The organism is Pseudooceanicola onchidii (assembly GCF_004959925.1).
Lineage (GTDB): Bacteria > Pseudomonadota > Alphaproteobacteria > Rhodobacterales > Rhodobacteraceae > Pseudooceanicola > Pseudooceanicola onchidii.
On the sequence record NZ_SPUW01000002.1, the window covers coordinates 904,003 to 929,413 of the forward strand.

The 25,411-nt window shown below is 65.7% G+C and carries 23 protein-coding genes; 19 read left to right on the forward strand and 4 right to left on the reverse strand.

The window, feature by feature from the left end; genetic code table 11:
* Nucleotides 1-36: 36 nt before the first annotated feature.
* The 9 genes from E4S58_RS12345 (at nucleotide 37) to E4S58_RS12385 (ending at nucleotide 9,684) form a co-directional block, all read left to right on the forward strand.
* Entirely contained in the window at nucleotides 37-1,068 is a 1,032-nt protein-coding gene (locus E4S58_RS12345; protein ID WP_136636694.1) for a LacI family DNA-binding transcriptional regulator, read from the forward strand.
* A gap of 117 nt (nucleotides 1,069-1,185) precedes the next feature.
* A complete protein-coding gene (locus E4S58_RS12350) occupies nucleotides 1,186-2,490 on the forward strand; it encodes an ABC transporter substrate-binding protein (protein ID WP_136636695.1) in 1,305 nt (434 codons plus the stop codon).
* A 114-nt stretch (nucleotides 2,491-2,604) separates the two neighbouring features.
* Nucleotides 2,605-3,471: a carbohydrate ABC transporter permease gene (locus tag E4S58_RS12355; protein ID WP_136636696.1), complete on the forward strand. Its 867-nt coding sequence runs from the start codon at nucleotides 2,605-2,607 to the stop codon at nucleotides 3,469-3,471.
* Nucleotides 3,472-3,483: 12 nt separating this feature from the next.
* Nucleotides 3,484-4,314 (forward strand): carbohydrate ABC transporter permease, encoded by an 831-nt coding sequence (locus E4S58_RS12360; protein WP_136636697.1) that lies wholly within the window; start codon nucleotides 3,484-3,486, stop codon nucleotides 4,312-4,314.
* Between the two features lie 24 nt (nucleotides 4,315-4,338).
* On the forward strand, nucleotides 4,339-5,343 hold the full coding sequence (locus tag E4S58_RS12365; RefSeq protein WP_136636698.1) for an ABC transporter ATP-binding protein: 1,005 nt from the start codon (nucleotides 4,339-4,341) through the stop codon (nucleotides 5,341-5,343).
* The gene (locus E4S58_RS12370) at nucleotides 5,340-6,113 is read left to right on the forward strand and encodes an L-iditol 2-dehydrogenase (protein WP_136636699.1); all 774 of its coding nucleotides are present in this window, start codon (nucleotides 5,340-5,342) and stop codon (nucleotides 6,111-6,113) included. Before E4S58_RS12365 ends, E4S58_RS12370 begins: the two co-directional genes overlap by 4 nt.
* 10 nt (nucleotides 6,114-6,123) lie before the next feature.
* Nucleotides 6,124-7,608, forward strand: coding sequence for a mannitol dehydrogenase family protein (locus E4S58_RS12375; RefSeq protein ID WP_240789542.1), 1,485 nt, complete (start codon nucleotides 6,124-6,126; stop codon nucleotides 7,606-7,608).
* 1 nt (nucleotide 7,609) lies between these two features.
* Nucleotides 7,610-9,061 carry a xylulokinase gene (xylB, locus tag E4S58_RS12380; protein ID WP_136636700.1) on the forward strand — a complete coding sequence of 484 codons (1,452 nt, stop codon included), beginning with the start codon at nucleotides 7,610-7,612 and terminating at the stop codon, nucleotides 9,059-9,061.
* The gene (locus E4S58_RS12385; protein ID WP_136636701.1) at nucleotides 9,058-9,684 is read left to right on the forward strand and encodes a nucleoside/nucleotide kinase family protein; all 627 of its coding nucleotides are present in this window, start codon (nucleotides 9,058-9,060) and stop codon (nucleotides 9,682-9,684) included. Before xylB ends, E4S58_RS12385 begins: the two co-directional genes overlap by 4 nt.
* Before the next feature lie 206 nt (nucleotides 9,685-9,890).
* Here the strand turns inward: E4S58_RS12385 and E4S58_RS12390 are convergent, their stop codons facing one another.
* Nucleotides 9,891-10,856: a DUF808 domain-containing protein gene (locus E4S58_RS12390; RefSeq protein ID WP_136636702.1), complete on the reverse strand. Its 966-nt coding sequence runs from the start codon at nucleotides 10,854-10,856 to the stop codon at nucleotides 9,891-9,893.
* A gap of 134 nt (nucleotides 10,857-10,990) precedes the next feature.
* Here E4S58_RS12390 and speB point away from each other — a divergent pair, with 134 nt between their 5' ends.
* The 4 genes from speB (at nucleotide 10,991) to rpsD (ending at nucleotide 15,144) form a co-directional block, all read left to right on the forward strand.
* Complete coding sequence (gene speB, locus E4S58_RS12395; RefSeq protein ID WP_136636703.1) at nucleotides 10,991-11,947, forward strand: agmatinase; 957 nt, start codon at nucleotides 10,991-10,993, stop codon at nucleotides 11,945-11,947.
* A gap of 108 nt (nucleotides 11,948-12,055) precedes the next feature.
* Nucleotides 12,056-12,964, forward strand: coding sequence for a lipid A-modifier LpxR family protein (locus tag E4S58_RS12400; RefSeq protein WP_136636704.1), 909 nt, complete (start codon nucleotides 12,056-12,058; stop codon nucleotides 12,962-12,964).
* Nucleotides 12,965-13,097: 133 nt separating this feature from the next.
* Complete coding sequence (locus E4S58_RS12405; RefSeq protein ID WP_136636705.1) at nucleotides 13,098-14,159, forward strand: Hint domain-containing protein; 1,062 nt, start codon at nucleotides 13,098-13,100, stop codon at nucleotides 14,157-14,159.
* A 364-nt stretch (nucleotides 14,160-14,523) separates the two neighbouring features.
* Nucleotides 14,524-15,144: a 30S ribosomal protein S4 gene (rpsD, locus tag E4S58_RS12410; protein ID WP_136636706.1), complete on the forward strand. Its 621-nt coding sequence runs from the start codon at nucleotides 14,524-14,526 to the stop codon at nucleotides 15,142-15,144.
* 184 nt (nucleotides 15,145-15,328) lie between these two features.
* Here the strand turns inward: rpsD and E4S58_RS12415 are convergent, their stop codons facing one another.
* Together E4S58_RS12415 and E4S58_RS12420 are read right to left on the reverse strand one after the other, a co-directional pair.
* On the reverse strand, nucleotides 15,329-16,759 hold the full coding sequence (locus E4S58_RS12415; protein ID WP_136636707.1) for a UdgX family uracil-DNA binding protein: 1,431 nt from the start codon (nucleotides 16,757-16,759) through the stop codon (nucleotides 15,329-15,331).
* Nucleotides 16,760-16,799: 40 nt separating this feature from the next.
* Complete coding sequence (locus E4S58_RS12420; RefSeq protein ID WP_136636708.1) at nucleotides 16,800-18,029, reverse strand: putative DNA modification/repair radical SAM protein; 1,230 nt, start codon at nucleotides 18,027-18,029, stop codon at nucleotides 16,800-16,802.
* Between the two features lie 198 nt (nucleotides 18,030-18,227).
* Between E4S58_RS12420 and E4S58_RS12425 the strand changes: the two genes are divergently transcribed.
* The 4 genes from E4S58_RS12425 (at nucleotide 18,228) to E4S58_RS12440 (ending at nucleotide 22,542) form a co-directional block, all read left to right on the forward strand.
* Nucleotides 18,228-19,649 carry a homospermidine synthase gene (locus E4S58_RS12425; RefSeq protein WP_136636709.1) on the forward strand — a complete coding sequence of 474 codons (1,422 nt, stop codon included), beginning with the start codon at nucleotides 18,228-18,230 and terminating at the stop codon, nucleotides 19,647-19,649.
* 78 nt (nucleotides 19,650-19,727) lie between these two features.
* Nucleotides 19,728-20,816, forward strand: coding sequence for a histidinol-phosphate transaminase (gene hisC / locus E4S58_RS12430; protein ID WP_136636710.1), 1,089 nt, complete (start codon nucleotides 19,728-19,730; stop codon nucleotides 20,814-20,816).
* On the forward strand, nucleotides 20,813-21,733 hold the full coding sequence (locus E4S58_RS12435) for a prephenate/arogenate dehydrogenase family protein (RefSeq protein WP_136636711.1): 921 nt from the start codon (nucleotides 20,813-20,815) through the stop codon (nucleotides 21,731-21,733). Before hisC ends, E4S58_RS12435 begins: the two co-directional genes overlap by 4 nt.
* Nucleotides 21,734-21,765: 32 nt before the next feature.
* Nucleotides 21,766-22,542: an extensin-like domain-containing protein gene (locus E4S58_RS12440; RefSeq protein ID WP_136636712.1), complete on the forward strand. Its 777-nt coding sequence runs from the start codon at nucleotides 21,766-21,768 to the stop codon at nucleotides 22,540-22,542.
* Here the strand turns inward: E4S58_RS12440 and E4S58_RS12445 are convergent.
* Nucleotides 22,539-23,531 carry a DUF2125 domain-containing protein gene (locus E4S58_RS12445; RefSeq protein ID WP_169052665.1) on the reverse strand — a complete coding sequence of 331 codons (993 nt, stop codon included), beginning with the start codon at nucleotides 23,529-23,531 and terminating at the stop codon, nucleotides 22,539-22,541. The two genes, E4S58_RS12440 and E4S58_RS12445, sit on opposite strands and share 4 nt — an antisense overlap.
* 64 nt (nucleotides 23,532-23,595) lie before the next feature.
* Between E4S58_RS12445 and E4S58_RS12450 the strand changes: the two genes are divergently transcribed.
* Complete coding sequence (locus E4S58_RS12450) at nucleotides 23,596-24,138, forward strand: gamma-glutamylcyclotransferase (protein ID WP_136636714.1); 543 nt, start codon at nucleotides 23,596-23,598, stop codon at nucleotides 24,136-24,138.
* Nucleotides 24,139-24,190: 52 nt separating this feature from the next.
* Nucleotides 24,191-25,408 carry a globin family protein gene (locus E4S58_RS12455; protein WP_240789543.1) on the forward strand — a complete coding sequence of 406 codons (1,218 nt, stop codon included), beginning with the start codon at nucleotides 24,191-24,193 and terminating at the stop codon, nucleotides 25,406-25,408.
* Nucleotides 25,409-25,411: the final 3 nt, after the last annotated feature.

Here is a 25,411-nt window from a genome sequence, read left to right on the forward strand (position 1 = left end):
TAAGTTTCAGGAAAGTTTTTAACGAGGCGCCGTGGGATGAGCACTCCGAAGATCCGGAACATGGAGGAGTTTGCAGCTCTGAGCGGGATCTCTCGGCCGACGGTGTCGAAATATTTCAACGATCCCGAAAGCGTCCGGCCATCGACCCGCGAGAAGATCGAGAGGACGTTGGAGCAGTGCGACTACCGTCCCAACATCTTCGCGGTGAACCAGAACCGGAAGCTGACCAAGAACGTCGGGATCGTAGTGCCCTACCTGGCCGACCCGTTCTTCGCCGAACTTGCCCGCCGGGTCGAGACGCTGGTGATCGCGGAAGGGTTCCGGCCGATCTTGCTGTCGTCGCATGGGGATCCGGCGCTGGAGGTCGAGAACCTTGAAAGCCTGCGGGCGATCAAGCCGGCGGGGGTGCTTCTGGCGCCGCTTGGGCGGGCCTCGGATCATGCGGCGATCGAACGGTTCTGCGCCGATGTGCCGACCGTGAATTTTGACAGCAACATCGAAGGGGTCGGCGATGTCTTCGTCGGCCACAACAACGCGCAAGCCACGACAGTCATGGTGGATTATCTGGTCCGCAGCGGTGAGCCGCCGGTGTTCTTCGAGATGCGCACGCCGCCCAACCCGAACGCCAACAAACGCCGGATCGCCTATGTCGCGACGATGGAAAGGCTGGGACTTGAGCCGCAGGTGATCCAGGCGGAAGGCGAGGGGTGGGAGCTGGAAGAGATCGGCTATCGCGGGGGCCGCCGCGCCCTGCAGGACCGGCGCCTGGCGACGAATACCGTGTTCTGTTCGAACGATCGCCTGGCGATCGGATTCCTGGCCGCGGCCTATGAGCTTGAGATGAAGGTCGGCCATGCCGAGGGGTGCGAGCTGCGCGTGGCCGGGCACGACAACCACCCGTTTTCGCGGTTCACCTGCCCGATGCTGACCACGATTTCGCACAACTATTCGGCGATCGCCGCCAAGAGCGTCGAGACAGTCATGCACATGATCGAATCGGGAGAGCGGCTGGCCGAGCGCCAGATCACCCAGTTCGACGGCGAGCTGATCATGCGGGCCTCGGCTTAACATCCTGTCAACCAAAGGCGAAAATTCATAAATTTACGCGCGTAAAGTAATTTGTTGACCGAGGCCAATTATCGCCGCTAAGGTTTCGCCAGGGATCAAACCCATGGGAGGACACCAATGTTACTGAGAAACGCACTTCGTGCGGCCACTGCGATGTCTCTGATTGCTGCCGGTGCGGCGCAGGCAGAGAACCTCGTGATCGCGACCGTGAACAACGGCGACATGATCCGCATGCAGGGGCTGACCGAAGATTTCACCGAAAAGACCGGGCACACCGTCGAGTGGGTGACGCTGGAAGAAAACGTGCTGCGTCAGCGCGTGACCACGGACATCACCACCAAGGGTGGTGCCTTCGACATCATGACCATCGGCATGTACGAGACCCCGATCTGGGGCGCGAACGGCTGGCTGGTGGCGCTGGATGACCTGTCGGCGGACTACAACGTCGATGACATCCTGCCCGCGATGCGCGGCGGTCTGAGCCACGACGGCACGCTGTACGCGGCACCGTTCTATGGCGAAAGCTCGATGATCATGTACCGCACCGACCTGATGGAGAAGGCCGGTCTGGAAATGCCGGATGCCCCGACCTGGGAGTTCATCCGCGAAGCGGCCGCGGCGATGACCGACCGCGACGCCGACATCAACGGCATCTGCCTGCGCGGCAAGGCCGGCTGGGGCGAGGGCGGTGCCTTCATCACCGCGATGTCCAATTCGTTCGGCGCGCGCTGGTTCGACATGGACTGGAACGCCCAGTTCGACACTCAGCCCTGGAAAGACACGCTGGAATTCTTCGTCGGCATGATGAACGAAAGCGGCCCGGCGGGCTATGCGACCAACGGGTTCAACGAAAACCTGTCGCTGTTCCAGCAGGGCAAGTGCGGCATGTGGATCGACGCCACCGTTGCGGCATCCTTCGTGACCAACCCCGACGACTCCACCGTTGCGGACAGCGTCGGTTTCGCGCTGGCGCCGGACAACGGCCTGGGCAAGCGGTCCAACTGGCTCTGGGCCTGGGCGCTTGGCATCCCGGCCGGGTCGCAGAAGGTCGACGCGGCGAAGGAGTTCATCGAATGGGCGACCTCGACCGGGTACATCGAACTGGTTGCGGAAAACGAAGGCTGGGCCAACGTTCCCCCGGGCGCGCGGACCTCGCTTTATGAAAACGAGAACTACAAGGACATCCCCTTCGCGAAGATGACCCTTGAATCGATCCTGACGGCGGATCCGAACAATTCGACGGTGGAAGAAAGCCCCTATGTCGGCGTTCAGTTCGCGGCGATCCCGGAATTCGCGGGCATCGCGACCGAAGTCAGCCAGGAGTTCTCGGCCGTCTATGCCGGTCAGCAAACTGTCGACGAAGCCCTTGAAAAGGCTCAGGCGCTGACCAACGACGCGATGGAAGCCGCAGGCTACCGCTAAGCGTCCACCTTTCCGGGGGCTGCCCTGACGCGGCCCCCGGACCATACCCCGACGATCCTATCCAACTGCTCAGGCATGAGTGACGGTATATCCGTCAACAGAGGAGGCATGCCCATGGCGACCCAGCATTCCCGATCCGCCGCACGTGTGATGATGGCCCCGGCCGTGATCCTGCTGCTTGGCTGGATGCTCGTCCCGCTGACCATGACGCTGTATTTCTCGTTCAAGAAATACCTGCCGCTGCGCGGTGGCGACCTGGGCTGGGTCGGGTTCGAAAACTATGTCCGTTTCGTGTCGTCCAGTTCGTTCTGGCCGGCCATCTGGACCACGCTGATCATTGTCGGCGGGGTCCTCGCGATCACCGTGGTCCTGGGCATCCTGCTGGCGATCCTTCTGGATCAGCCGATGTGGGGGCAGGGCATTGTCCGGATCCTGGTGATCGCCCCCTTCTTCGTCATGCCGACCGTGTCGGGCCTGGTCTGGAAGAACATGTTCATGGATGCCAACAACGGCTTCCTCGCCCATCTCTGGCGCGCGTTCGGCGCGGAACCTGTTCAATGGCTCAGCCAGGCGTCGCTGCCGTCGATCGTCATGATTGTCAGCTGGCAATGGCTGCCCTTTGCCACGCTGATCCTGTTGACCGCCATCCAGTCGTTGGACAGCGAACAGATCGAAGCCGCCGAAATGGACGGTGCGCGCAAGTTCAGCCGGTTCCGCTTTATCGTTCTGCCGCACCTGGCGCGGGCGATCACCGTGGTCGTGCTGATCCAGACCATCTTCCTGCTGGGCATCTTCGCCGAGATCTTCGTGACCACCGGCGGCGCCTTCGGCACCAAGACGCTGACCTACCTGATCTTCCAGCGCGTGCTGGAAAGCCAGAACGTGGGCCTTGGGTCGGCGGGCGGTGTCTATGCCATCATCCTTGCCAACATCATTGCGGTCTTCCTGATGCGCATCGTCGGCAAGAACCTGGACGCGTGAGGAGTTGAGATCATGGCCCGTGCCGTCACACCCCGCCGCAAGCTGATCAACACCCTCGTCGCCTGGGCGATCGGTCTGCTGATCTTCTTCCCGATCCTCTGGATCATCGTGCTGTCGTTCAAATCCGAAGGCGACGCGATCCGCACCCCGATCAAGGTTCTGACCTCGGCCTGGACGCTGGACAGCTATGCCGTGGTGCAAGAGCGGTCGGACTACTTCAAGCATTTCTCCAACTCGGTGATCCTTGCCGTGGGATCGACCCTCCTTGGGGTGATCGTGGCGGTGCCGGCGGCCTGGTCCATGGCCTTCGTGCCGTCGGACCGGACGCGGGGGATCCTGATGTGGATGCTGTCGACCAAGATGCTTCCGGCGGTCGGTGTGCTCTATCCGATCTACCTGCTGTTCATCCAGCTTGGCATCCTCGACACACGGATCGGGCTGGTGATGGTGCTGATGCTGATCAACCTGCCGATCATCGTCTGGATGCTTTACACCTATTTCCGCGAAATCCCGGGCGAGATCCTGGAAGCAGCGCGGATGGACGGGGCCAGCCTGCGCGAAGAGGTGATGTACGTCCTGACACCCATGGCGGTGCCGGGGATCGCCTCGACCGTGCTGCTCAACGTGATCCTCGCCTGGAACGAAGCCTTCTGGACGCTGAACCTTACCGCGGCCAAGGCGGCCCCGCTGACGGCCTTCATCGCCAGCTACTCAAGCCCCGAGGGGCTGTTCTACGCCAAGCTCAGCGCGGCGTCGGTCATGGCCATCGCGCCGATCCTCATCATGGGCTGGTTCAGCCAGAAACAACTTGTCCGCGGCCTCACCTTCGGCGCCGTCAAATAGGACCGGGAAACAGGGAAGACACAGATGGGACAGATCCAGCTTAGCAAGGTGACCAAGAAGTTCGGAGACCTCACGGTCATTCCGCCGCTTGACCTGCAGATCGAAGATGGCGAGTTCGTGGTCTTCGTCGGCCCGTCGGGCTGCGGCAAGTCCACGCTGCTGCGCCTGATCGCGGGGCTCGAGGACGTGTCGGGCGGTCAGGTGCTGATCGACGGACAGGACGCGACGATGGTGCCGCCCGCGCGGCGGGGGCTGGCGATGGTGTTCCAGTCCTACGCGCTTTATCCGCACATGTCGGTGCGCAAGAACATCGCCTTCCCGCTGCGGATGGCCAAGATGGACCAGGCCGAACAGGACCGCCGCGTGACCCAGGCGGCCGAGGTGCTGAACCTGACCGATTACCTGGAACGGCGGCCGGGGCAGCTGTCGGGCGGTCAGCGTCAGCGTGTGGCGATCGGCCGGGCCATCGTGCGTGAACCGCAGGCGTTCCTGTTCGACGAACCGCTGTCGAACCTTGATGCGGCGCTGCGGGTCGGGATGCGGCTTGAGATTTCGGAACTGCACAAGCGCCTGGCGACCACGATGATCTACGTGACCCACGACCAGGTCGAGGCGATGACCATGGCCGACAAGATCGTGGTGCTTCAGGCAGGCCGGATCGAACAGGTCGGCAGCCCGCTGGAGTTGTACCGGACGCCGCGCAACACCTTTGTCGCGGGCTTCATCGGCAGCCCCAAGATGAACCTGCTGAGCGGGGCGCAGGCCGAAAAGCATGGCGCGCATACCATCGGCATCCGGCCCGAGCATCTGCTGATCTCGACCGAAAGCGGCGAATGGGAAGGCACGGTCGGCGTGTCCGAACACCTTGGGTCCGACACCTTCTTCCACGTCAACTGCCCGGGCTTTGCCGACCCCCTGACCGTGCGCGCCAGTGGCGAGATGGACCTGAAGTACAAGTCCAGGGTGTTCCTGACGCCGGACCCGGCGCATCTGCATCGCTTTGACGCCCAGGGGCTGCGGGTCGAATGACCCGACTGGCCGGAAAGACGGCCCTGATCACCGGGGCCGCGCGGGGCATCGGGCTGGAATTCGCCCGCGCCTATGCCGCCGAGGGCGCGCGCGTGGCGCTTGGGGATATCGACATCGCCCGGGCCCGGGACGCCGCCGCCGACATCGGCGACGCGGCCATCGCGGTCGAGATGGACGTGACCCGCCAGGACAGCATCGACAGCGCCGTCGCACAGGTGGTCGAGGCCTTCGATGGGCTCGACATCCTGATCAACAACGCGGCGATCTTCACCGCCTCTCCGACGGTTGAAATCACGCGGGCCGACTATGACCGGGTCTTTGCGATCAACGTGTCCGGCACGCTTTTCACCCTGCAGGCGGCCGCGCGCCAGATGATCGCGCAGGGCCGGGGCGGTCGGATCATCAACATGGCCAGCCAGGCAGGCCGCCGGGGTGAACCGCTGGTCGCGGTCTACTGTGCGTCCAAGGCGGCGGTCATCAGCCTGACGCAGTCCGCCGGGCTCGACCTGATCCGCCACGGGATCAACGTCAACGCCATCGCGCCCGGTGTCGTCGACGGCGAACACTGGGACGGCGTCGATGCGTTCTTTGCGAAACACGAAGGCAAGGCGCCGGGCCAGAAGAAGGCCGAGGTCGGCGCAGCCGTGCCGCATGGCCGGATGGGCCGCGCCTCGGATCTGACCGGCATGGCGATCTTCCTGGCCACGGACGAGGCCGATTACATCGTCGCCCAGACCTTCGGGGTCGATGGCGGCAACTGGATGAGCTGAGGGAGCAATCGTGCAGAACCCCGACCTGACACCCCCGCGCGACGCCACGCTGGCCGATCTGCCCGACGGCGTGCTGCGCCCGCGCTATGACCGGTCTGCCGTGACGGCGGGCATCGTGCACATCGGCGTGGGCAACTTTCACCGGGCGCATCAGGCCTGGTACCTACACCGGCTGATGCAGCAGGGCGATGCGCTGGACTGGGGGATCGTCGGGGCCGGGGTGCGCGCCTATGACGAAGACCAGCGCAAGAAGCTGGCGGCGCAGGATTACCTGACGACGCTGATCGAGCTTGACCCGGCCGGAACGGCGGTCGAGGTCGTCGGATCGATGATCGACTACGTCCCGGTCGCGGCGGACAATGCGCCGCTGATCGACCGCATGGCCCAGCCGGACATCCGCATCGTCGCGCTGACCGTGACGGAAGGCGGGTATTACATCGACCCGGTGACCAAGGGGTTCGACGCGGGCCATGACGACATCCGCCACGACGCGGCCAATCCGGCCACGCCGCGCACGGCCTTTGGCGCGATGGTGGCGGCGCTGCGGCTGCGGCGGGATCGCGGGATCGGCCCGTTCACCGGGCTCAGCTGCGACAACCTGCAGGGCAACGGCGCGATCCTGCGCCAGACGGTCGTGTCGCTGGCGCGGCTTTCCGATCCCGACCTGGCCGACTGGATCGAGACGCAGTGCAGCTTCCCCAATTCGATGGTCGACTGCATCGTGCCCGCCACTGGCCCGAAAGAGCTTGAGCTGGTCCGGTCGCTTGGCATCGACGACGCCGCGCCGGTGACACACGAGAATTTCCGCCAGTGGGTGATCGAGGACGACTTCTGCGCCGGGCGGCCCGACTGGGACCGCGCGGGGGCGACCTTCTCGGATCACGTGCACGATTACGAGACGATGAAGATCCGCATCCTCAACGGCGGGCATCAGGTCATCGCGGGCGCGGGCGAGGTTCTGTCGGTCGACAGCATCGCGGGCTGCATGGCGCATCCCCGGATCTCGGCGCTGTTCGACAAGGTCGCGCGGGATGAAATCGTGCCGCATGTCAAACCTGTGCCGGGCATGACGCCCGAGAGTTACGTTGCGCTGATCGCGCAGCGGTTTGGAAACCCCCGTATCGTCGACACGACCCGGCGCGTGGCCTTTGACGGCTCCTCCCGCCACACCGGGTTCGTGATCCCGTCGATCCGGGACGGGCTGGCGTCGGGCCGGCCCGTCCGAGGATTGGCGCTGGTCGAGGCGATCTGGGCGCGGATGTGCGACGGCACCCGCGAGGACGGCACCGAGATCGTACCGAACGATCCCTTCTGGGGTGACCTGCAATCGGCCGCGCGCCTGGCGCGGAGCGATCCGGCGGCCTGGCTGGCGCGGGGGCACCTGTACGGTGATCTGGGGGGCGTTGCAGATTTCGCCGATGCCTTCGATCACTGGCTGCGGATGATCTGGGATCAGGGCGTCGAGGCCGCCATTGCCGCCTACCTGGAGGGCTGACATGGCCTTCCTTGGCATCGACCTTGGCACCTCGGGCCTGCGGGCGCTGCTGGTGGACGGCGGCGGTCGGCCGATCGGGTCGGCCGAGGTTGCCTATGACACGCAACACCCTGCGCCCGGCTGGTCCGAACAGGATCCGCAGGTCTGGGTCGATGCCCTGCACAGGGCGGTGGCCGAATTGCGCGGGGCCTGTCCGGCCTTCGCCGGGCTGCGCGGCGTGGCGGTGTCGGGGCACATGCACGGGGCGGTGCTGCTGGATGCCGACGACCGGGTGATCCGGCCCTGCATCTTGTGGAACGATACCCGCAGCCATGCCGAAGCCGCCACGCTGGACGCCACGCCCGAGGTGCGCGGCCTGTCCGGCAACATCGTCTTCCCGGGCTTCACCGCCCCCAAGCTGGAATGGCTTCGCAGGCACGACCCCGAGGCCCATGCCCGGGTGGCCAAGGTGCTTCTGCCCGCCGCCTACCTGTCGTTCCACATGACCGGCGAACATGTCGCCGACATGAGCGACAGCGCCGGGACATCCTGGCTCGACGTGGGCGCGCGGGACTGGTCCGAGCGGCTTCTGGACGCCGGTCACATGCGGCGCGATCAGATGCCGCGCCTGGTCGAAGGGTGCGAGCCAGGTGGTCACCTTCGGGCTGATCTTGCGCGCGATTGGGGCGTCGATGGTCCGGTGGTGGTGGCCGGCGGGGCGGGCGACAATGCCGCCGCCGCCTGCGGGATCGGCGCGCTGGCCGAGGGGCAGGGGTTCGTGTCGCTTGGCACCTCGGGCGTGCTGCTGATCGCGCGCGACGGCTATCACCCGGCGCCCGAGACCGCGCTGCACACCTTCTGTCACGCGGTGCCGGGGCGCTGGTACCAGATGGGGGTGATGCTGTCGGCAACCGATTGCCTCAACTGGCTGTCGCGGATCAGCGGGCGCCGCCCGGCGGATCTGACGGCGGGCTTGGGTGACAGGCTCTTGGCGCCGGGTGGCGTGCAGTTCCTGCCCTACCTGTCGGGCGAAAGGACGCCCCACAACGACGCCGATGTGCGCGGGGCCTTTACCGGGCTTGGCACGCAGACCACGCTGGACGACATGACCCGCGCGGTGCTGGAAGGCGTGGCCTTCGGGTTGCGCGACACGGCCGAGGCGATGAAGACCGCCGGGGCGCGGATCGGTGTGCTGCAGGCCATCGGCGGCGGCGCGCGGTCGCGCTATTGGGTGCGGCTGATCGCGACGGTCCTGAACACGCCGCTGTCCCTGCCCGAGGGCGGAGAGTTCGGCGCAGCACTTGGCGCGGCCCGTCTGGCCCGGATCGCCGCAACCGGCGAACGGCCCGAAGACGTGATCCTGCCCCCCGAGGGCGGAGAAGTGATCGACCCCGATCCCGCGCTGGTCCCGGCGTTTGACGCGGCCTACCGAAGGTTCCGCGCCGCCTATCCCGCGATCCGGGCGGTGCAATGACCCCCGCACTGACCGATCTGGCCGAAGAGATCCGCACCCGCTCCGCCGGGCGTGCGCGGTTCATCGTCGGGATTGCCGGGGCGCCGGGGTCTGGGAAATCGACGCTGGCGGATCAGCTGGCGGCCTTGCTCGGCGACGGCGCGGCGGTGCTGCCGATGGATGGCTACCATCTCGACAACGACCAACTGCGCGACATGGGCCTGTTCGAGCGCAAGGGCGCGCCCGAAACCTTCGACGCGGCGGGCTATGCTGCGCTGCTGCGGCAGGTGCGGGCAGGCGGGGACGTCGCCTATCCGACCTTCGACCGTGCCGCCGACCGCACCGTTCCAGGCGGAGGCCGGGTCACGGCCGACACCCGCATCCTGTTGGCCGAGGGCAACTATCTTTTGCTGAACGAACCGCCGTGGTCCGGGCTGGCAGAGCAGTTCGACATGACCGTCCGCCTCGACGTGCCGCGCGCCGAACTGGAACGCCGCCTGATCGCGCGCTGGCTGGATCACGGATTGAGCGAGCAGGCCGCCCGCGCCCGGGCGCAGGGCAACGATCTGGTCAACGCGGACCGGGTCATCGCCGGTGCGGCCCCTGCGGATGTGGTGCTGCGGGACACTGCTGTCGGCAAGTGATTGATTTCAGCGCGTTCGGGGAAGGTCGGTTCGATACCCGATTAAATCTGTCAACTATATGATTTTATTGGGTTATATCTTGCGCCCGACCATGGAGCGGGCTAAACACATCTTACAGACAGCCAGCAAGCCACGCGCCAGCCAGCTATCCAACAGAAAGAGCCGCAGCGCATCACCGCCTGCGGCTCTTTCTGGTTTTGGGGGCTTCAGTGCGCGCCCTGTTTCTTTCCGCCGAAAAGGCCCATCCCGACGCTCACCAGCGGGATCAGCAGGGCGCCGACCGCGAGCCCGATCACGCCGTCGAGGAAGGCGGTCACGGTCCATTCGACGGCACCGGCCAGCTCTCCGGTGCCTTCGGCGAGGTCGACGGCGATGTGGTGGATGGTCTCGTAGGGCAGGTGCCAGCCCAGTTCGTGCAACCCGTGCACCAGGATCGATCCGCCGACCCAGATCATCGCGGCGGTGCCGACGATGATGAGAAGCTGCATGAAATAGGGCATGCCGCGCACGATCCCCATGCCAAGGCTGCGGGTCAGGGCAAAGCGGCCGTGGTCGGCCATGGCAAGCCCCAGGTCATCGGCTTTCACGATGAGCGCCACCGCGCCATAGACGGCGAGCGTGATGATGATCCCGGCGACGCCAAGGGCCATTGCCTCAAGCCAGAGGGGCTGGCTTTCGGGCAGGGCCGAAAGCACGATCGTCATGATCTCGGCCGAGAGGATGAAGTCGGTCTTGATCGCGCCCTTGACCTTCTGTTCCTCAAGATGCGCGCCGTCGACCTTCTTCTTGGCGACGGCCTCGGCCTGGTCGTGGTGGGCGGGGCTCAGGACGTGCCAGACCTTTTCCGCCCCTTCGAAACACAGGTACGCCCCGCCCAGCATCAGCAGCGGATAGATCAGCATCGGCAGGAAGGTCGACAGCAGCAGGGCGATCGGCAGCAGGATGACGATCTTGTTGAACAGCGACCCTCGGGCGATCTTCCAGACGATCGGCAGTTCGCGGTCGGCACTGAACCCGTGGACGTATTTCGGCGTGACCGCCGCGTCGTCGATCACCGCCCCCGCCGCCTTGGTCGAGGCCTTGACCGCCTGACCCATGACGTCGTCGATCGAGGTGGCCGCGATCTTTGCGATGGCTGCCACGTCATCCAGCAGGGCGAGAAGTCCGCTCATGTCATCTCCTGTTACACCGGGAACAACTTAGGGGTTTCGGCGCGCTTGGGAAGGGCCGGGGGCGACGGGTCGGGCCGACGGGCGCGACAAACGGGGCAAACTGTGCCTTAGTGACGGAAAAACAGGGACGTGACATGAAACATGGCTATGACGGCGGACGGCTGAACCTGCCCTTCGTGGGGATCTGCACCTTCGGGAAATACCCGTATGTCGAAGACTGGGACAGCATCGATGCGGACGTCGCCGTGATGGGTGCGCCCTTTGACATGGGGACGCAGTGGCGGTCGGGCGCGCGCATGGGGCCGCGCGCGATCCGCGAGGCCTCGACCCTGTTTTCCTTCGGCCATGCCGGCGCCTACGACCACGAGGACGATGTCACCTATCTGGAACCGCACCGCGTCACCATCGTCGATATCGGCGACGCCGACATCGTGCATACCGATACCGAGGCCAGCCACCGGAACATCGAACACGGGGTGCGCAAGATGCTGGCGGCCGGGGCGCTGCCGGTGGTCATCGGCGGCGATCATTCGGTCAATATTCCCTGCATCAACGCCTTTGACGGGGAAGAACCCGTGCACCTGATCCAGATCGACGCGCATCTGGATTTTGTCGATGAACGCCACGGTGTGCGGTATGGCCATGGCAACCCGATGCGGCGCGCGGCGGAAAAGCCCTGGGTCACCGGGCTGACCCAGATCGGCATCCGCAACGTGTCGTCGACCGCCAAGGACGGCTATGAGGCCGCGCGCGGCATGGGCTCCGACATCCTGTCGGTCCGGCAGGCCCGCGGGCTGGGCGTCGCGGGGATGCTGGCGCGCATCCCGGCCGCCGAGCGCTATTACCTGACCATCGACATCGACGCCTTCGACCCGTCGATCGCCCCGGGGACTGGCACGCCCAGTCACGGCGGGTTCCTGTATTACGAGGTGCTCGAGCTGATCGATGCGCTCGCCCAGCACGGAGAGATCGTGGGGCTCGACCTGGTCGAGGTCGCGCCGGATCATGATCCGGGCGGGGTGACCTCGATCCTCGCGGCGCAGCTTCTGATGAACGTGATCGGCCGGATCCTGCATCATCGCGACATGTGACGCGCACCCGGGCGCGGCGGATTTGCGACAGGCGGCGGGCGGCCGATTGCGGGCATCTTGGCGCAGGGGCCACCGCGCGATATGCCAAGGGAAAAGCCGGGGTTCCTGATGCGCATCCTCCTCTCCCTTCTGCTGATCCTCGCGGCCTCCGTCGCCTCGGCCGATGACCGGTCATGGTCGCGGATCGGCCACGGGCGGCTGTCGGTCAACGACCTGTTCGGAGACCGTATCGATCGCTGGCGCACCGGGTCCGTCGCGGCCAGCTATGTCTTCGGGCCGGCCTGGACGGGACGTCTGCCGGACGTGCCGGGCCAGGTGCTGGAATTCCGCATCCTGGGCGAGGTCATCGCGCCCGCGCGTCTGGATCTTCCCTGGATGATGGACCGGCCCTACAGCCAGGCGCTGTCGCTTGGTCTGCACACTCATTTCGACCGGGGCGGCTGGCAGGTGGCCATGGGGGCGGATGCGGTGATCACCGGGCCGCAGACCGGCCTGTCCGATTTCCAGATGTTCCTGCACCGCGCGACGGGGTTCGATCACATGATCCACCCGGCGGTCGCGGCGGCGCAGACCCCGAACGGCGTGCATGGGTCGGGTGTGGTCGAGGTCGGCCGGGATCTTTCCCTGGGCGGTGCGACCCTGCGCCCCTTCGCCGAACTGCGTGCCGGGGTCGAGGACATGGCCCGTGTCGGCCTTGACCTGACGATCGGCCCGTTCGGGCAGGGGGAGCTTCTGGTGCGCGATCCGGTCACCGGCCATCGCTATCGCGCGGTCACCCGGCCCACGCCGGGCGTCGCCTTTGTTGCCGGTGCCGATGTCGCCAAGGTCTGGGAAAGCCTGCACCTTCCGTCCGCGACCAACACGCTGACCGACGCGCGTTACAGGCTGCGGGCGGGGGTGCACGTGCAGCGCGACACATGGGCGGGCTTCTATGGCCTGACCTGGCTGGGCAAGGAATTCGTGGGTCAGCGCGAAAGCCAGCTGATCGGGGCGCTGCGGATTCAGATACGGTTCTGACGCGCGGATACCTCGCCGGGGTTACAGAAGCCGCAATAGTCTGATAAACTGATCTTAATACGACCGGTCTAAAAAGACCGGCATGATACAAAAAACGAACAGTCCCGGTTATCGGGGAAGGCAGAGAACAGGCATGAGCGCGGGCTTCAAGGGCACGTATGTCATGTCCTGGTCGCAGGCAGAGCTGGACGGGCTTCGCGCCCCCAGGCTATCGGCGCTTCGCATCGGGGCCACCTGGTCCTGGACGGGGCAGGCGGTCCGCGTGGACGGCCCGACCGAGGTCTTGCGGCTGGAACAGGCAGACGAAGACCGGAACATCAGACGCCGGGCGGCACGGGTGGTGCGTCGCCTTGTCGGGGCGGCGATGGATCCGCAGACCGACCTTCAGGACATGATCGGGGACGACCCGCTGATGGACGGCGGTTTTGTCGTGACCGATGGGCGGCTTTCCTACACCGCCACGCTGATCGGCGTCGAAGGTTCTCTCCCGCTGATCATGTTCGTCGATGAACTGCCCCCCTCGGATCGCGAATTCTGGATCGTCCAGCACAACAACGTCGCGCAGGCCCTGGCGCCCGGCGAACCGGTGGCAGGCGGTGTGATCTGCTTCACTCCGGGCACCCGGATCGCCACCCCCTATGGTGCCGTCCCGGTCGAAGAGCTGCGGGAAGGCGACCGGGTTCTGACCAAGGACAACGGCCCGCAGGAAATCCTCTGGTCTGGCGCGCGGCGGATGTCCGGCGCGCGGCTCTATACCATGCCGCACCTGCGGCCGGTGCGGATCAGCCCCGGCGCCTTCGGCATCGACCGGCCCGACGATACGTTGCTGGTGTCGCCCGAACACAGGATGCTGGTCCGCGGCCGTGCGGCGCAGGCCCTTTTCAATACCGACGAGGTGCTGGTGGCCGCCCGCGACCTGATCAACGGCACGACCATCCGGCAGAAAACCGGGCTGAAAGAGATCACCTATATTCACCTGCTGCTGGAAAGCCACCAGGTGATCTGGGCCAATTGCGTCGAAACGGAAAGCTTCCATCCCGCCAACGCCGCCCTGTCTGCATTGACCGACGCCGATCGTGCGCGTCTGGTCGCGGGCATGCCCGATCTGGTGGCCGACCCGATGGCCTATGGCCGCCATGCCCGCCGCAACCTGACCCGGTCCGAAGCCGCCATCCTGCGCCACGACGCCGCCTGACGCGATACGGTCCGCCCTTCCTCTGGTTCCATATCCCGGGGGAATTGGCCGCAGGCCAAGGGGGCAGAGCCCCCGCGCGGTGCGGGCTGTTGACTCCCTTTCTTTCATCTGTATAAGCCGCCCATCCCCGCCTTTACCGGCGGGGTCTTCATTGGTGTTGGTGGCCCCCGCAAGGGGATGCCTGTCGGGATGAAGCCTGGGACATGATCCCGGCCAAAGACCAAAGGACAACGCCCTTCATATCCGCAGCCTGACCGGGCTCGGGTCCGACAGATCGGTTGAGGTCGCCCGCGTCCGCAACCCGAAAAGTGGGAACCGGTTTTCGGACCAAGTTGCGGAGCCATAAAACGAAGGAGATCAGACCGTGACCAAACGCACGTCTGCCAAGTACAAAATCGACCGCCGGATGGGCGAAAACATCTGGGGTCGTCCGAAATCCCCGGTCAACCGTCGTGAATACGGCCCCGGCCAGCACGGTCAGCGCCGCAAGGGCAAGATGTCCGACTTCGGCCTTCAGCTGCGCGCCAAGCAGAAGCTGAAAGGCTACTACGGCGACCTGACCGAAAAGCAGTTCAAGCGCATCTACGGCGACGCCGCCCGGACCAAGGGTGACACCGGCGAGAACCTGATCGGCCTGCTCGAGCGCCGCCTGGACGCCATCGTCTACCGCGCCAAATTCGTGCCGACCGTCTTCGCCGCCCGTCAGTTCGTCAACCACGGCCACGTCCTGGTGAATGGCAAGCGCGTGAACATCCCCTCCTACCGCGTGAAGGAAGGCGACAAGATCGAGGTTCGCGAGAAGTCCAAGCAGATGGCTCTGGTCCTCGAAGCGGCCCAGCTGCCCGAGCGTGACGTTCCCGATTACCTGGACGTCGACCACTCCAAGATGGTTGCGACCTTCGTGCGCACCCCGGGCCTGTCGGACGTGCCGTACCCGGTCATCATGGAACCGAACCTCGTGATCGAATACTACGCACAGAACTAAGTCGAGAACCGGCCGTACAAGGTCGGCTCAAGGGACGAGGGAGGCCGCATCCGATGGGATGCGGCCTTTTCCTTTTTCGGATGATGGCGGGGACGGTGGATCGTGTTCGTGCAAGCGCCGTTGGCCTTTCCCGTCAGGATCGCCCGTTTCCGGCCTTCGCCCCGTGTCTGCGGATAAACGTCCCTCAGGCCGCCGCAGCCATCCCGGCAAACACGGCCAGATCGTTGCGATAAAGCGCCGTCTCATCCTCCTGGCGCACTCTGTCGGGCAGGCGCAGCAGATAGGACGGATGTACCGTGACCAGCACCGGGCCGTAGGGCGTGGCTTCGATCTGCCCCCGGCGTTTCAGCAATCCGTCCCGTGATCCCGTCAGCGCCTGCAGCGCCGTGGCCCCCATGGAAAGGATCATCTTCGGGTGAACCAGCTGCAACTCAAGATCCAGCCACCAGCGGCCGTGTTCGATCTCGGTCCGGTTTGGCGGCATGTGGATGCGCCGTTTGCCCTGCCGCCTGAACTTGAACTGCTTCACCGCGTTCGTGACGTAAGCCCCTGTCCGATCAAGCCCCGCCTCGGCGGCGATCCGGTCAAACAGCTGCCCGGCAGGGCCGACAAAGGGCCGACCGGCCTGATCCTCATGATCGCCCGGCTGTTCGCCGACGATCATGACCTGGGCCGTCTGCGGCCCTTCGCCCAGGATGATGCGGCCGTAGCCTTCGGGCAGATCGCGGCTCGCCTCTTCGGCGCGGGCGCGCATGGCGTCAAAGCTGAGCTCGGGCAGGTCCCTGGGCTGGTGCAGGCGATCCAGCACCCGGGCCGCCCGCAACGGCGGCAGGGTCGGCGCGGTTTCGGCCATTTCGCGCACGCGGGCCTCGGCCCCCGCGATGAGCGCGGGGATGTGCTTCGCCTCGGGCATGTTCTTCCAGTATTTCCGGGGCATCTCGGACTGCATGGCGCTGATCTTGACGCGCGCCGGGTTGAAGATGTTGCAGAAATACGTCTCCCACAGCTGTTCGGCGCCGTCTTCGGGCAGGTCGGGCTTTGCCTGGCCCGGGGCGAAGGTGACGCGGCCGTTTTCGTGGCGGGCGGTGACGTGCGGCGTGGCGATCACCCAGTCCATGTCGGCGAAACGGCGCGCGAAAAAGGGCGATGTGGGTTCCAGCGTGAAATGCGTCGGTTCGAACCAGGCGGCAAAGCGGCGGCGCCCTGTCGTGCCCTGGGCGATGTCGCGGAACCGGACAAACGCTTTCATCTTGTGCGCGCAGCGACGCACGTTTTTTTCCATGCCGTTCAGTCGGATCAGATCCGGATCGGCCGTGTCGCGCATCAGGGCGGGCCGGTCCCGCAGCCGCCAGAGAAAGGCATAGAGCCGGGCAAAGCGTTCAGGATCGCTGTGCCAGACCACCCGGCGCGACAGATCGACGAAGGGTTTCGGCACCGTCAGCGGGGTCACCATCGCCGGGTTCGGCGCAGCCGTTGCGCCGAACAGGTCGGTCTGCGGGGCATCGCCATGCGTCCACAACAGCGCCTCGGGCGGCGTGCCCTGGGCCAGATGCGCGCGCGCGGCGTCGCGCCAGGCGATATCGGTGCCGATCATGGGAAGGTGGACGGTCTGCATGGGATACCGGCAGTTTGACAATCATCGAGCGGTGGGAAGGTCAGAAAAGGGACAGCTGTTCGGGCGGCGGGGCAAAGCGGGCGCGCAGGTCCGCGCTGTCGGTCAGCGCTCCGGGTGACCAGTGGCGCAGGGTGATGAAGGGCCGGGCGTTCTTCAGGTTGGCCCCGATCCGGGTCAGGTCCTCGTAGGCCAGCGTGCGATGCCTGCGCGCGGTCAGGATGCGCTGCACGGTGCGGGTTCCGAACCCGGGCACGCGAAGAAGCAGTTGCTTTTCAGCCGTCTGGACCGGGACCGGAAACAGGTGACGGTTTTCAAGCGCCCAGGCGAGCTTGGGGTCGAGCTGCAGGTCAAGATTGCCATCGGGCCGTGCGGCCGTGATCTCGGTCGCCGAGAACCCGTAGAACCGCATCAGCCAATCGGCCTGGTATAGCCGGTGTTCGCGGATCAACGGAGGCTGGATCAACGGCAGTTTGGCGCTGCTGTCGGGGATCGGCGAAAAGGCGGAATAGTACACGCGCCGCAGGCCATAATCGCCGTAAAGGCGGGTCGATTGTCCGAGAATCGTCTGGTCGTTGGATCCGTCCGCGCCGACGATCATCTGGGTCGATTGACCGGCCGGCGCGAATTTCGGCGGCCGCTTTCCGGTGTGCGTCTTGTCCTTCGACAGGGTGCGTCGCGTCTTCACCCGCGCCATGGCCCCGCGGATGGTCGCGGGGGATTTTTCCGGCGCATAGGTCTGGACGGCGTGTTCGGTCGGCAGTTCGACGTTGATCGACAGGCGATCGGCATAGAGCCCGGCCTCGTCGATCAGCTCTTGCGTGGCGTCGGGGATGGTCTTGAGGTGGATGTAGCCCTTGAAGCCATGGTCCTGCCGCAGGCTGCGCGCGATCTGGACCATGTCCTCCATCGTTGCATCGGGCGACCGGATGATGCCCGAGGACAGGAACAGCCCCTCGATATAGTTCCGCCGATAGAATTCCAGCGTCAGCGTCACGACTTCATCCGGGGTGAACCGCGCGCGTTTCGTGTTCGACGACACGCGGTTCACGCAATAGGCGCAGTCATAGATGCAGAAGTTCGTCATCAGGATCTTCAGCAGGGAAATGCACCTGCCGTCAGGGGCATAGGCGTGGCAGATGCCCGACCCCTCCGTCGATCCAAGGCCGCCCTTGGTGCTGTCGCGTCGCGTCGTGCCCGACGACGCGCAAGAGGCATCGTAGCGCGCGGCGTCAGACAGGATGGCCAGTTTTTCAGTCAGGGTCAGTGTCATGTGTTCATGATATGTTCTTGATTTGGGTCTATCAAGATCCCCCAATTGCACCAGTTTATCCGGAGGTGATTTCATTGGTCCTGTCTGCAAAAGCGCTACGTGCGGCGTGTTGCCCCTTGTTTGAAGGGGCGCGTCGTTGCAGGAACGCGCGCGATACAGCCCGGCGTCCCGCCAAGGACCGCAGACAGGAGAGCCACCATGACCCATCCCGTTTACGCCCGCATCGACGGCCCCGTGATCCTGATCGGCTTCGGCTCGATCGGGCGCGGTACGCTGCCGCTGATCGAACGCCATTTCGACTTCGACCGCTCCAAGCTGGTGATCATCGAACCCAACACCGCGCTGTCCGACGATATCGCGAAGACAGGCTATCGCCACGTGGCCGAGGCACTGACCCCGGCCAACTATCGCGACGTGCTGGGCGGGTTGTTCGAGGCGGGCAAGGGGTTTGTCGTGAACCTGTCGGTCGACACCTCGTCCCTGGACCTGATGCGGTTCTGCCGGGAAAACGGCGTGCTCTATATCGATACCGTGGTCGAACCCTGGGCGGGGTATTACTTCGGGACCGACGACAATGCCGATCGCACGAACTATGCGCTGCGTCAGAAGGTGCGCGACGAAAAAGCGGCGAACCCGGGCGGGACCACGGCGGTCAGCTGCAGCGGCGCCAACCCCGGAATGGTGTCGTGGTTCGTGAAAGAGGCTCTGTTGATGCTGGCGTCCGACACCGGTGTGACGGCCGACCCGACGGATCGCGTGGGCTGGGCGCAGCTGATGCAGAAGCTTGGCGTCAAGGGCGTGCACATCGCCGAGCGGGACACCCAGGTGCGGACCGAACCGCGCCAGCCCGGCCATTTCGTCAACACCTGGTCGGTCGAAGGCTTCATCGCCGAAGGCTTCCAGCCGGCCGAACTGGGCTGGGGCACCGCCGAAGGCTGGATGCCCGCCAACGCCCATTCCTACGATACCGGCTGCCAGGCGGCGATCTGGCTGGAACAGCCCGGCGCGGCTACCCGCGTGCGCACCTGGTGCCCGACGCCGGGGCCGCAGTTCGGCTTCCTGGTCACCCACAACGAGGCGATCTCGATCGCCGACTACTATACCGTCGGCGCGGCCCATGCGCCCGATTTCCGGCCGACCTGCCACTATGCCTATCATCCCTGCGACGACGCGGTGCTGTCGCTGCACGAGATGTTCGGGTCGAACCAGATCCAGGATGTGCACTACATCCTCGACGTGAACGAGATCGAGCCGGGCGGCATCGACGAGTTGGGCGTGCTGCTGTACGGGCACGAGAAGAACGCGTTGTGGTACGGATCACGGCTGTCCAACGACGAAACCAAGGGGCTGGCGCCGGATCAGAACGCAACCGGGCTGCAGGTGACCTCGGCCGTGCTGGCGGGGATGGTCTGGGCGCTGGAAAATCCGCAGGCCGGGATCGTCGAGACCGACGAGATGGATCACAAGCGGTGCCTCGAAGTTCAGCGTCCGTACCTCGGCCCGGTCGAAGGGCACTATACCGACTGGACCCCGCTGACCGACCGGCAGACCCAGTTCGCCGAGGATCTGGACGAAGACAACCCCTGGGCCTTCCGCAATGTGCTGGAACGGCTTGCCTGAACAGGCTGCGCGCACGCGACATCTGGTCTTTTGGTCCCGGGCCACGTTATGACGGCCCGACAGATAGGTGGGACCGACATGACGGATCAGATCAAGCCGCAGCCCGGGATCATGGAGATCGAGCTCTACGTTGGTGGGGCGTCCAAGATCGACGGCGTGGGCGAGGTTGTGAAACTCTCGTCCAATGAAAACCCGTACGGCGCCGGAGAGGCCGCGCGCGAGGCCTATGCCCGCGCGGCCTATGATCTGCATCGGTATCCGTCCATCGACCATACCCCGCTGCGCGAGGCCATCGGCGCCCAGCACGGGCTGGACCCGGCGCGGATCATCTGCGGCGTCGGTTCGGACGAGATCCTGTCGCTGGTCGCCCAGGCCTATGCCGGGCCCGGTGACGAGGTGATCTATACCGAACACGGATTCTCGATGTACCCGATCTTTGCCAACATGGTGGGCGCGACGCCGATCAAGGTGGCGGAACGCGAACGGGTCGTCGATGTCGATGCGATCCTCGACGCCTGCACCGACCGGACGCGACTGGTCTACCTGGCGAACCCCGCCAATCCGACCGGCACGATGATCGGCAACAACGCGGTCGCCAAGCTGGCCGACGGGCTTCCCGATCAGTGCATCCTCGTCCTCGATGGCGCCTATGCCGAGTTCGTGGAAGGCTATGACGGCGGGGCCAAGCTGGTCGACAAGCGCAACAACGTCCTGATGACGCGGACCTTTTCCAAGATCTACGGGCTTGGCGGCCTGCGGATCGGCTGGGGCTATGCGCAGCAGGACATGATCGATGTCCTCAACCGGCTGCGCCAGCCGTTCAACCTGTCGAACACGCAGCTTTCGGTGGCCGAGGCCGCGATGAAGGACCAGGCGCATGTCACCCGCACGCGCGAGGCGAACACCCGACTGCGTGCCTGGCTGGCCGAGGCGCTGGCGGAACATGGCGTGCCGTCCGACACCTCCTGCGCGAACTTCATCCTGGCGCGCTTTGCCGATGCCGAGGAGGCGAAAGCCTGCGACGCCTACCTCAAGACCCAGGGGCTGATCGTGCGGCAGACGGCGGGCTACGGGCTGGCGCATTGCCTGCGGATCACGGTTGGCGACGAAAGCGCCTGCCGACAGGTCGCCCATGCCATCGGGCGGTTCAAGGAGGGCGCGGCATGAGCCAGGTCTACGACCGTGTGGCGTTGATCGGGCTGGGCCTGATCGCGTCGTCGATGTTCTGGGCGATCAAGCGCGCCGGGCTGGTGGGCGAGGTGACGGGCTATGCCCGGTCCGAAGCGACCCGCGACACCGCGCGCAGGATCGGGCTTTGCGACCGGGTCTGCGACAGCGTGGCCGAGGCCGTCGCGGGCGCCGATCTGGTCGTTTTGTGCGTGCCGGTCGGGGCCATGGGCCCGGTCGCGGCCGAAATGGCGCCGCATCTGAAGCCGGGCGCAACGGTGTCGGACGTGGGGTCGGTCAAGCGGGCGGTGATCGACGCGGTGGCGCCGCACATCCCGGAAGGCGTCCACTTCATCCCGGCGCATCCGCTGGCGGGCACGGAACATTCCGGGCCGGAGTCGGGCTTTGCCGAACTTTTCGACAACCGCTGGTCCCTGATCGTGCCGCATGGTGACCCGGATCAGGCGGCGGTCGATAACCTGCGGGCGCTTTGGGAAGGCATGGGCGCGAACGTCGAGGTGATGGATCCCGATCACCATGACCTCGTGCTGGCGGTGACCTCGCATACCCCGCACCTGATCGCCTACACGATGGTGGGGGTGGCGGATGACCTGCGGCGCGTGACCGACAGCGAGGTCATCAAGTATTCCGCCGCCGGTTTCCGGGACTTCACCCGCATCGCCGCGTCGGACCCGACGATGTGGCGCGACGTGTTCCTGACCAACAAGGAAGCGACGCTGGAAATCCTTGGCCGCTTCACCGAGGAGCTGTTTGCGCTGCAACGGGCGATCCGGACCGGGGACGGGGACCAGCTTTTCGATTATTTCACCCGCACCCGCGCGATCCGGCGGGGGATCATCCAGGCCGGGCAGGACACCGACAAGCCCAACTTCGGCCGCGGGCCCGCGACGCGGTGAGGGGGCTTGCCGCATTCGTCTTCGGTCTTTTGATGGCCGGAACGGTTGCGGCAGAGCCGCCGAAGTCTTCGCTTCGGCCGGTCACACGCGGCGCGGCCGAGGCCGCGGCCCAGGGTATCGTGTCCGACATCGTCCGTCCGCCCGAGGTGCCGCAGCGCCCGCAAAGCTATGGCGTGACGCCCCAGGTCGATACCCCGCCCAAGCGTCGCCTGCTGGGCGTCTTCCGCCCCAAGGCCCGCGACCGCGAGATCGAGCGTCAGGCCGAGGCGCGGGCCGCCGCCCGCGCCAAGGGTGCGGTCTGTGGCAACGTGGCCATCCAGGGCGTGTCGATCGGGCCGGTGCCGGGGCGGATCGGGGGCTGCGGCATCGACCAGGCGGTCCGGGTCAGTTCGGTGTCGGGCGTTGCGCTGTCGACCCACGCGGTGATGGACTGCACGACGGCCAAGGCGTTGAATACATGGGTGGAACGCGGGATGAAACCGGCGCTCAAGGCGGGCGGTGGCGTGGCGCAGATCAGGGTCGCGGCACATTATGCCTGCCGCCCGCGCAACAACCAGAGCGGCGCCAAGATCTCAGAACACGGGAAGGGGCGGGCGATCGACATCGCGGGCTTCACCCTGCGGAACGGGGCGAAGGTCAGCGTGCTGTCGGACTGGGGCGGGTCGTCCTATTCAAAGGCGTTGCGGCGGATGCATGGCGCAGCCTGCGGCCCCTTCGGCACGGTCCTGGGGCCGGATGCGAACCGGTTTCACCGCGATCACTTCCATTTCGATACGGCGCGCTACCGGTCGGGCAGCTACTGCCGTTAACGCAGGAAGATGCGGGGGAAGGGACCGATCGGCAGGAAGCCGAGGTAGGCGATGCCGTCCTTCAGCGTGACCTCGACGTCGATCGAGGCCGGGTTGCCCGAGGCATTGGCCGCCATCTGCAATACGCCGCGCGCCGCCTGCGCCATCGTGTCGGTGATGGCGCCCGAGGCCTGGGCGATCTCAAGCATCTGCTGCCATTCCTCGGCCTGCAGGGCCAGGGTGCCCGAGGCGCGGCCGGTGGCCGTGTCGATGTCCAGCGTCCCGCGCGCCTGGAAGGCCATCACGCCCCATTCCGCACGCAGCGTGGCGATGTCGATCCGGGTCGGCTGCGGGCGGCTGACCTCCAGGGCTGTGACATCCCAGGGCCGATCGAAGGTCGCGGTGGCGTCCAGCCGGGCCAGTTGCACCGTGTCGGGCAGCGCCTGATCGCCGAAGGTCCGGCGCAGCATGGGGGCGGGGGGCGACAGGTCGCGCGCCTCGAGCCCCAGCCGATAGGTGGTTTCGGCCGTCCGCTCTGCCGCGAGGTGCAGCTCGGCCAGGGTGCCGCTTTCGGCGCCGGTGAAGGCGATGGTCTGACCTTCCAGCACGGCACGCTCCAGCTCTCCGGTCGGGCCCGAGCCGATGCGCAATGACGCGCGCAACCGGTCGCTGGTGATCTCGAGCTTGTCGGTCGGGGTGGCCAGCTGCATCCGCTGCGGCCAGGCGGCGATCATGTGACGGGGGCGATAGGACAGGGCCAGAAGTTGAAACTGCGGCATGGTCCAGGCGACGCCGGTGTCGGGATCCGCCAGGGTCAGGCCCTGCCAGGTGGCATCGAAGCGGTTGGGAAACCCGCGCACGGCAAAGTCGTCGTAATCGGCCACCCAGCCTTCGTCGCGGCGCAGGTCGAACCAGTCCTCGACCCCGCTGCGGACGCTTTGCGCGCCGTAGACCCAATAGCCGGACCACAGCAGCGCCGCCGCGATCACCACGAAAAACAGACGTTTCAAGCGCCGCCCCTTTTGCTGCCCGTCGGCCTTGTTTATAGGCCAAGGAAAGGAAAGGACCAGAGCCATGACCACCTGGGTCTTCGCATACGGATCACTTGTCTGGAACCCCGAGTTTACCCCGGTCGAACGGGTGCGCGCGACGTTGACGGGCTTTCGCCGGTCGTTCTGCATGTCGTCGATCCACCACCGGGGCAGCGAGGCCGAGCCGGGACTGGTGCTGGCGCTGGACGCCTCGGCCGGGGCGGAATGCCGGGGCATGGCGCTGGCCATCCCCAAGTCGGACGAGGCCAAGATCCTGGCCAACCTGCGCGAGCGTGAACTGGTGTCGTCGGCCTATCGCGAAGAGGTCCTGCCGCTTGCGTTGGAGGACGGGCGCGAGGTCGAGGCGCTGGCCTATGTCGTCGACCGGGCACATCGCCAGTACTGCGGTGGCATGTCGCTGGAAACGCAGGCGGAAATCATCGCACGCGCGATCGGTGGCAAGGGGCCGAACCGCGATTACCTGTGGCAGACGGCGGATCACCTGTCGCAGCTTGGCTTGCGGGATAGCGAGCTTGACGACCTGTCGGGCATGGTCCGGGATCTTGTGGATAATCGCTTGGCTTGAGCGGCCAAACCCCTTAGCGTGACCCCATAATCCAGTGTCGGGAGCCGTCCGAATGGACCAGCCGGACCGCGAGGCCGAGCCGCAATTTTCGCAACCAGTACGTCAGGTTATCCTGATGCTGATCGCCCTTGGGCTGGCGGTCACGGCGGGCTTTTTCGTCGCGCCGAGCGTGCTGCCCATCTTCGAGGCGAACCCCTATCTGAACGGGCTGATCGGGGTGGTCTTCCTGGCCGGTCTGATGGGGTGTTTCTGGCAGGTGGCGCAGCTTGTGTCCTCGGTCCGCTGGATCGAGAGTTTCGCGGCCGGGACGGTCGATGCCGAAGGCCGCCGAGCGCCGCAGCTGCTGGCCCCGCTGGCGACGCTTCTGCGGTCGCGGTCCAAGCGGATGCAGCTGTCGTCGCAATCCACGTCGTCGATCCTTGAATCGGTCGCGACCCGGATCGAAGAGGCGCGGGAAATCACCCGCTATCTGGTCAGCCTGCTGATTTTCCTTGGTCTTCTTGGCACTTTTTATGGCCTTGCCACGACCGTTCCGGCCGTGGTCGACACCATCCGAAGCCTGTCCCCGCAAGAAGGCGAGGAGGCGCTGGATGTCTTCAACCGGCTGATGACCGGGCTGGAAAGCCAGCTGGGCGGCATGGGCGTGGCCTTCGGGTCGTCGCTTCTGGGCCTGTCGGGATCGCTGGTCGTCGGCCTGCTTGAGCTTTTCGCGGGTCACGGTCAGAACCGGTTCTACCGCGAGCTGGAAGAGTGGCTGTCGTCGATCACCCGCCTCGGCATGTCGAGCGCGGAGGGCGAGGGCGGCGCGGATACGCAGGTTCTGTCCGGGATCATCGACACGATGAGCGACCAGATCGAGACGCTGCAGACGATCTTCACCCAGTCGGAAATGAACCGTGCGGTGGTGGATGAAAAACTGTCCAACGTGCTCGACAGCATGGAACGGCTGTCGCACCGGATGGGGGATCACGGGCCGCTGAACGAAACGATGATGCGGGTCGCGCAGGGGCAGGAAACGCTGATCCAGCACATGCAGCGTGATCTCGACAAGGAAGAAACCGTGGATGCCGAAAGCCGGATGAGGCTGCGGTCGATCGACGTGCAACTGCTGCGCCTGCTTGAGGAAGTTTCCGCCGGGCGGCAGGAAACCATGGCGGAACTTCGGGCCGATCTGGCCGCCTTGGGACGGTCGCTGCAGGGCAGCCAGCTGTCCGGCGGGCAGGCGATGGTGCACCGGATGCGGGGGATGCCGCCGGAGAAGGAGGGCTGATCC

What these genes read in the sequence shown, in the direction of transcription:
- E4S58_RS12345 (WP_136636694.1), top strand. Translation starts at nt 37, where the DNA reads ATGAGCACTCCGAAGATCCGGAACATGGAGGAGTTTGCAGCTCTGAGC.
- E4S58_RS12350 (WP_136636695.1), top strand. Translation starts at nt 1,186, where the DNA reads ATGTTACTGAGAAACGCACTTCGTGCGGCCACTGCGATGTCTCTGATT.
- E4S58_RS12355 (WP_136636696.1), top strand. Translation starts at nt 2,605, where the DNA reads ATGGCGACCCAGCATTCCCGATCCGCCGCACGTGTGATGATGGCCCCG.
- E4S58_RS12360 (WP_136636697.1), top strand. Translation starts at nt 3,484, where the DNA reads ATGGCCCGTGCCGTCACACCCCGCCGCAAGCTGATCAACACCCTCGTC.
- E4S58_RS12365 (WP_136636698.1), top strand. Translation starts at nt 4,339, where the DNA reads ATGGGACAGATCCAGCTTAGCAAGGTGACCAAGAAGTTCGGAGACCTC.
- E4S58_RS12370 (WP_136636699.1), top strand. Translation starts at nt 5,340, where the DNA reads ATGACCCGACTGGCCGGAAAGACGGCCCTGATCACCGGGGCCGCGCGG.
- xylB (WP_136636700.1), top strand. Translation starts at nt 7,610, where the DNA reads ATGGCCTTCCTTGGCATCGACCTTGGCACCTCGGGCCTGCGGGCGCTG.
- E4S58_RS12385 (WP_136636701.1), top strand. Translation starts at nt 9,058, where the DNA reads ATGACCCCCGCACTGACCGATCTGGCCGAAGAGATCCGCACCCGCTCC.
- E4S58_RS12390 (WP_136636702.1), bottom strand. Translation starts at nt 10,856, where the DNA reads ATGAGCGGACTTCTCGCCCTGCTGGATGACGTGGCAGCCATCGCAAAG.
- speB (WP_136636703.1), top strand. Translation starts at nt 10,991, where the DNA reads ATGAAACATGGCTATGACGGCGGACGGCTGAACCTGCCCTTCGTGGGG.
- E4S58_RS12400 (WP_136636704.1), top strand. Translation starts at nt 12,056, where the DNA reads ATGCGCATCCTCCTCTCCCTTCTGCTGATCCTCGCGGCCTCCGTCGCC.
- E4S58_RS12405 (WP_136636705.1), top strand. Translation starts at nt 13,098, where the DNA reads ATGAGCGCGGGCTTCAAGGGCACGTATGTCATGTCCTGGTCGCAGGCA.
- E4S58_RS12415 (WP_136636707.1), bottom strand. Translation starts at nt 16,759, where the DNA reads ATGCAGACCGTCCACCTTCCCATGATCGGCACCGATATCGCCTGGCGC.
- E4S58_RS12420 (WP_136636708.1), bottom strand. Translation starts at nt 18,029, where the DNA reads ATGACACTGACCCTGACTGAAAAACTGGCCATCCTGTCTGACGCCGCG.
- E4S58_RS12425 (WP_136636709.1), top strand. Translation starts at nt 18,228, where the DNA reads ATGACCCATCCCGTTTACGCCCGCATCGACGGCCCCGTGATCCTGATC.
- hisC (WP_136636710.1), top strand. Translation starts at nt 19,728, where the DNA reads ATGACGGATCAGATCAAGCCGCAGCCCGGGATCATGGAGATCGAGCTC.
- E4S58_RS12435 (WP_136636711.1), top strand. Translation starts at nt 20,813, where the DNA reads ATGAGCCAGGTCTACGACCGTGTGGCGTTGATCGGGCTGGGCCTGATC.
- E4S58_RS12440 (WP_136636712.1), top strand. Translation starts at nt 21,766, where the DNA reads ATGGCCGGAACGGTTGCGGCAGAGCCGCCGAAGTCTTCGCTTCGGCCG.
- E4S58_RS12450 (WP_136636714.1), top strand. Translation starts at nt 23,596, where the DNA reads ATGACCACCTGGGTCTTCGCATACGGATCACTTGTCTGGAACCCCGAG.
- E4S58_RS12455 (WP_240789543.1), top strand. Translation starts at nt 24,191, where the DNA reads ATGGACCAGCCGGACCGCGAGGCCGAGCCGCAATTTTCGCAACCAGTA.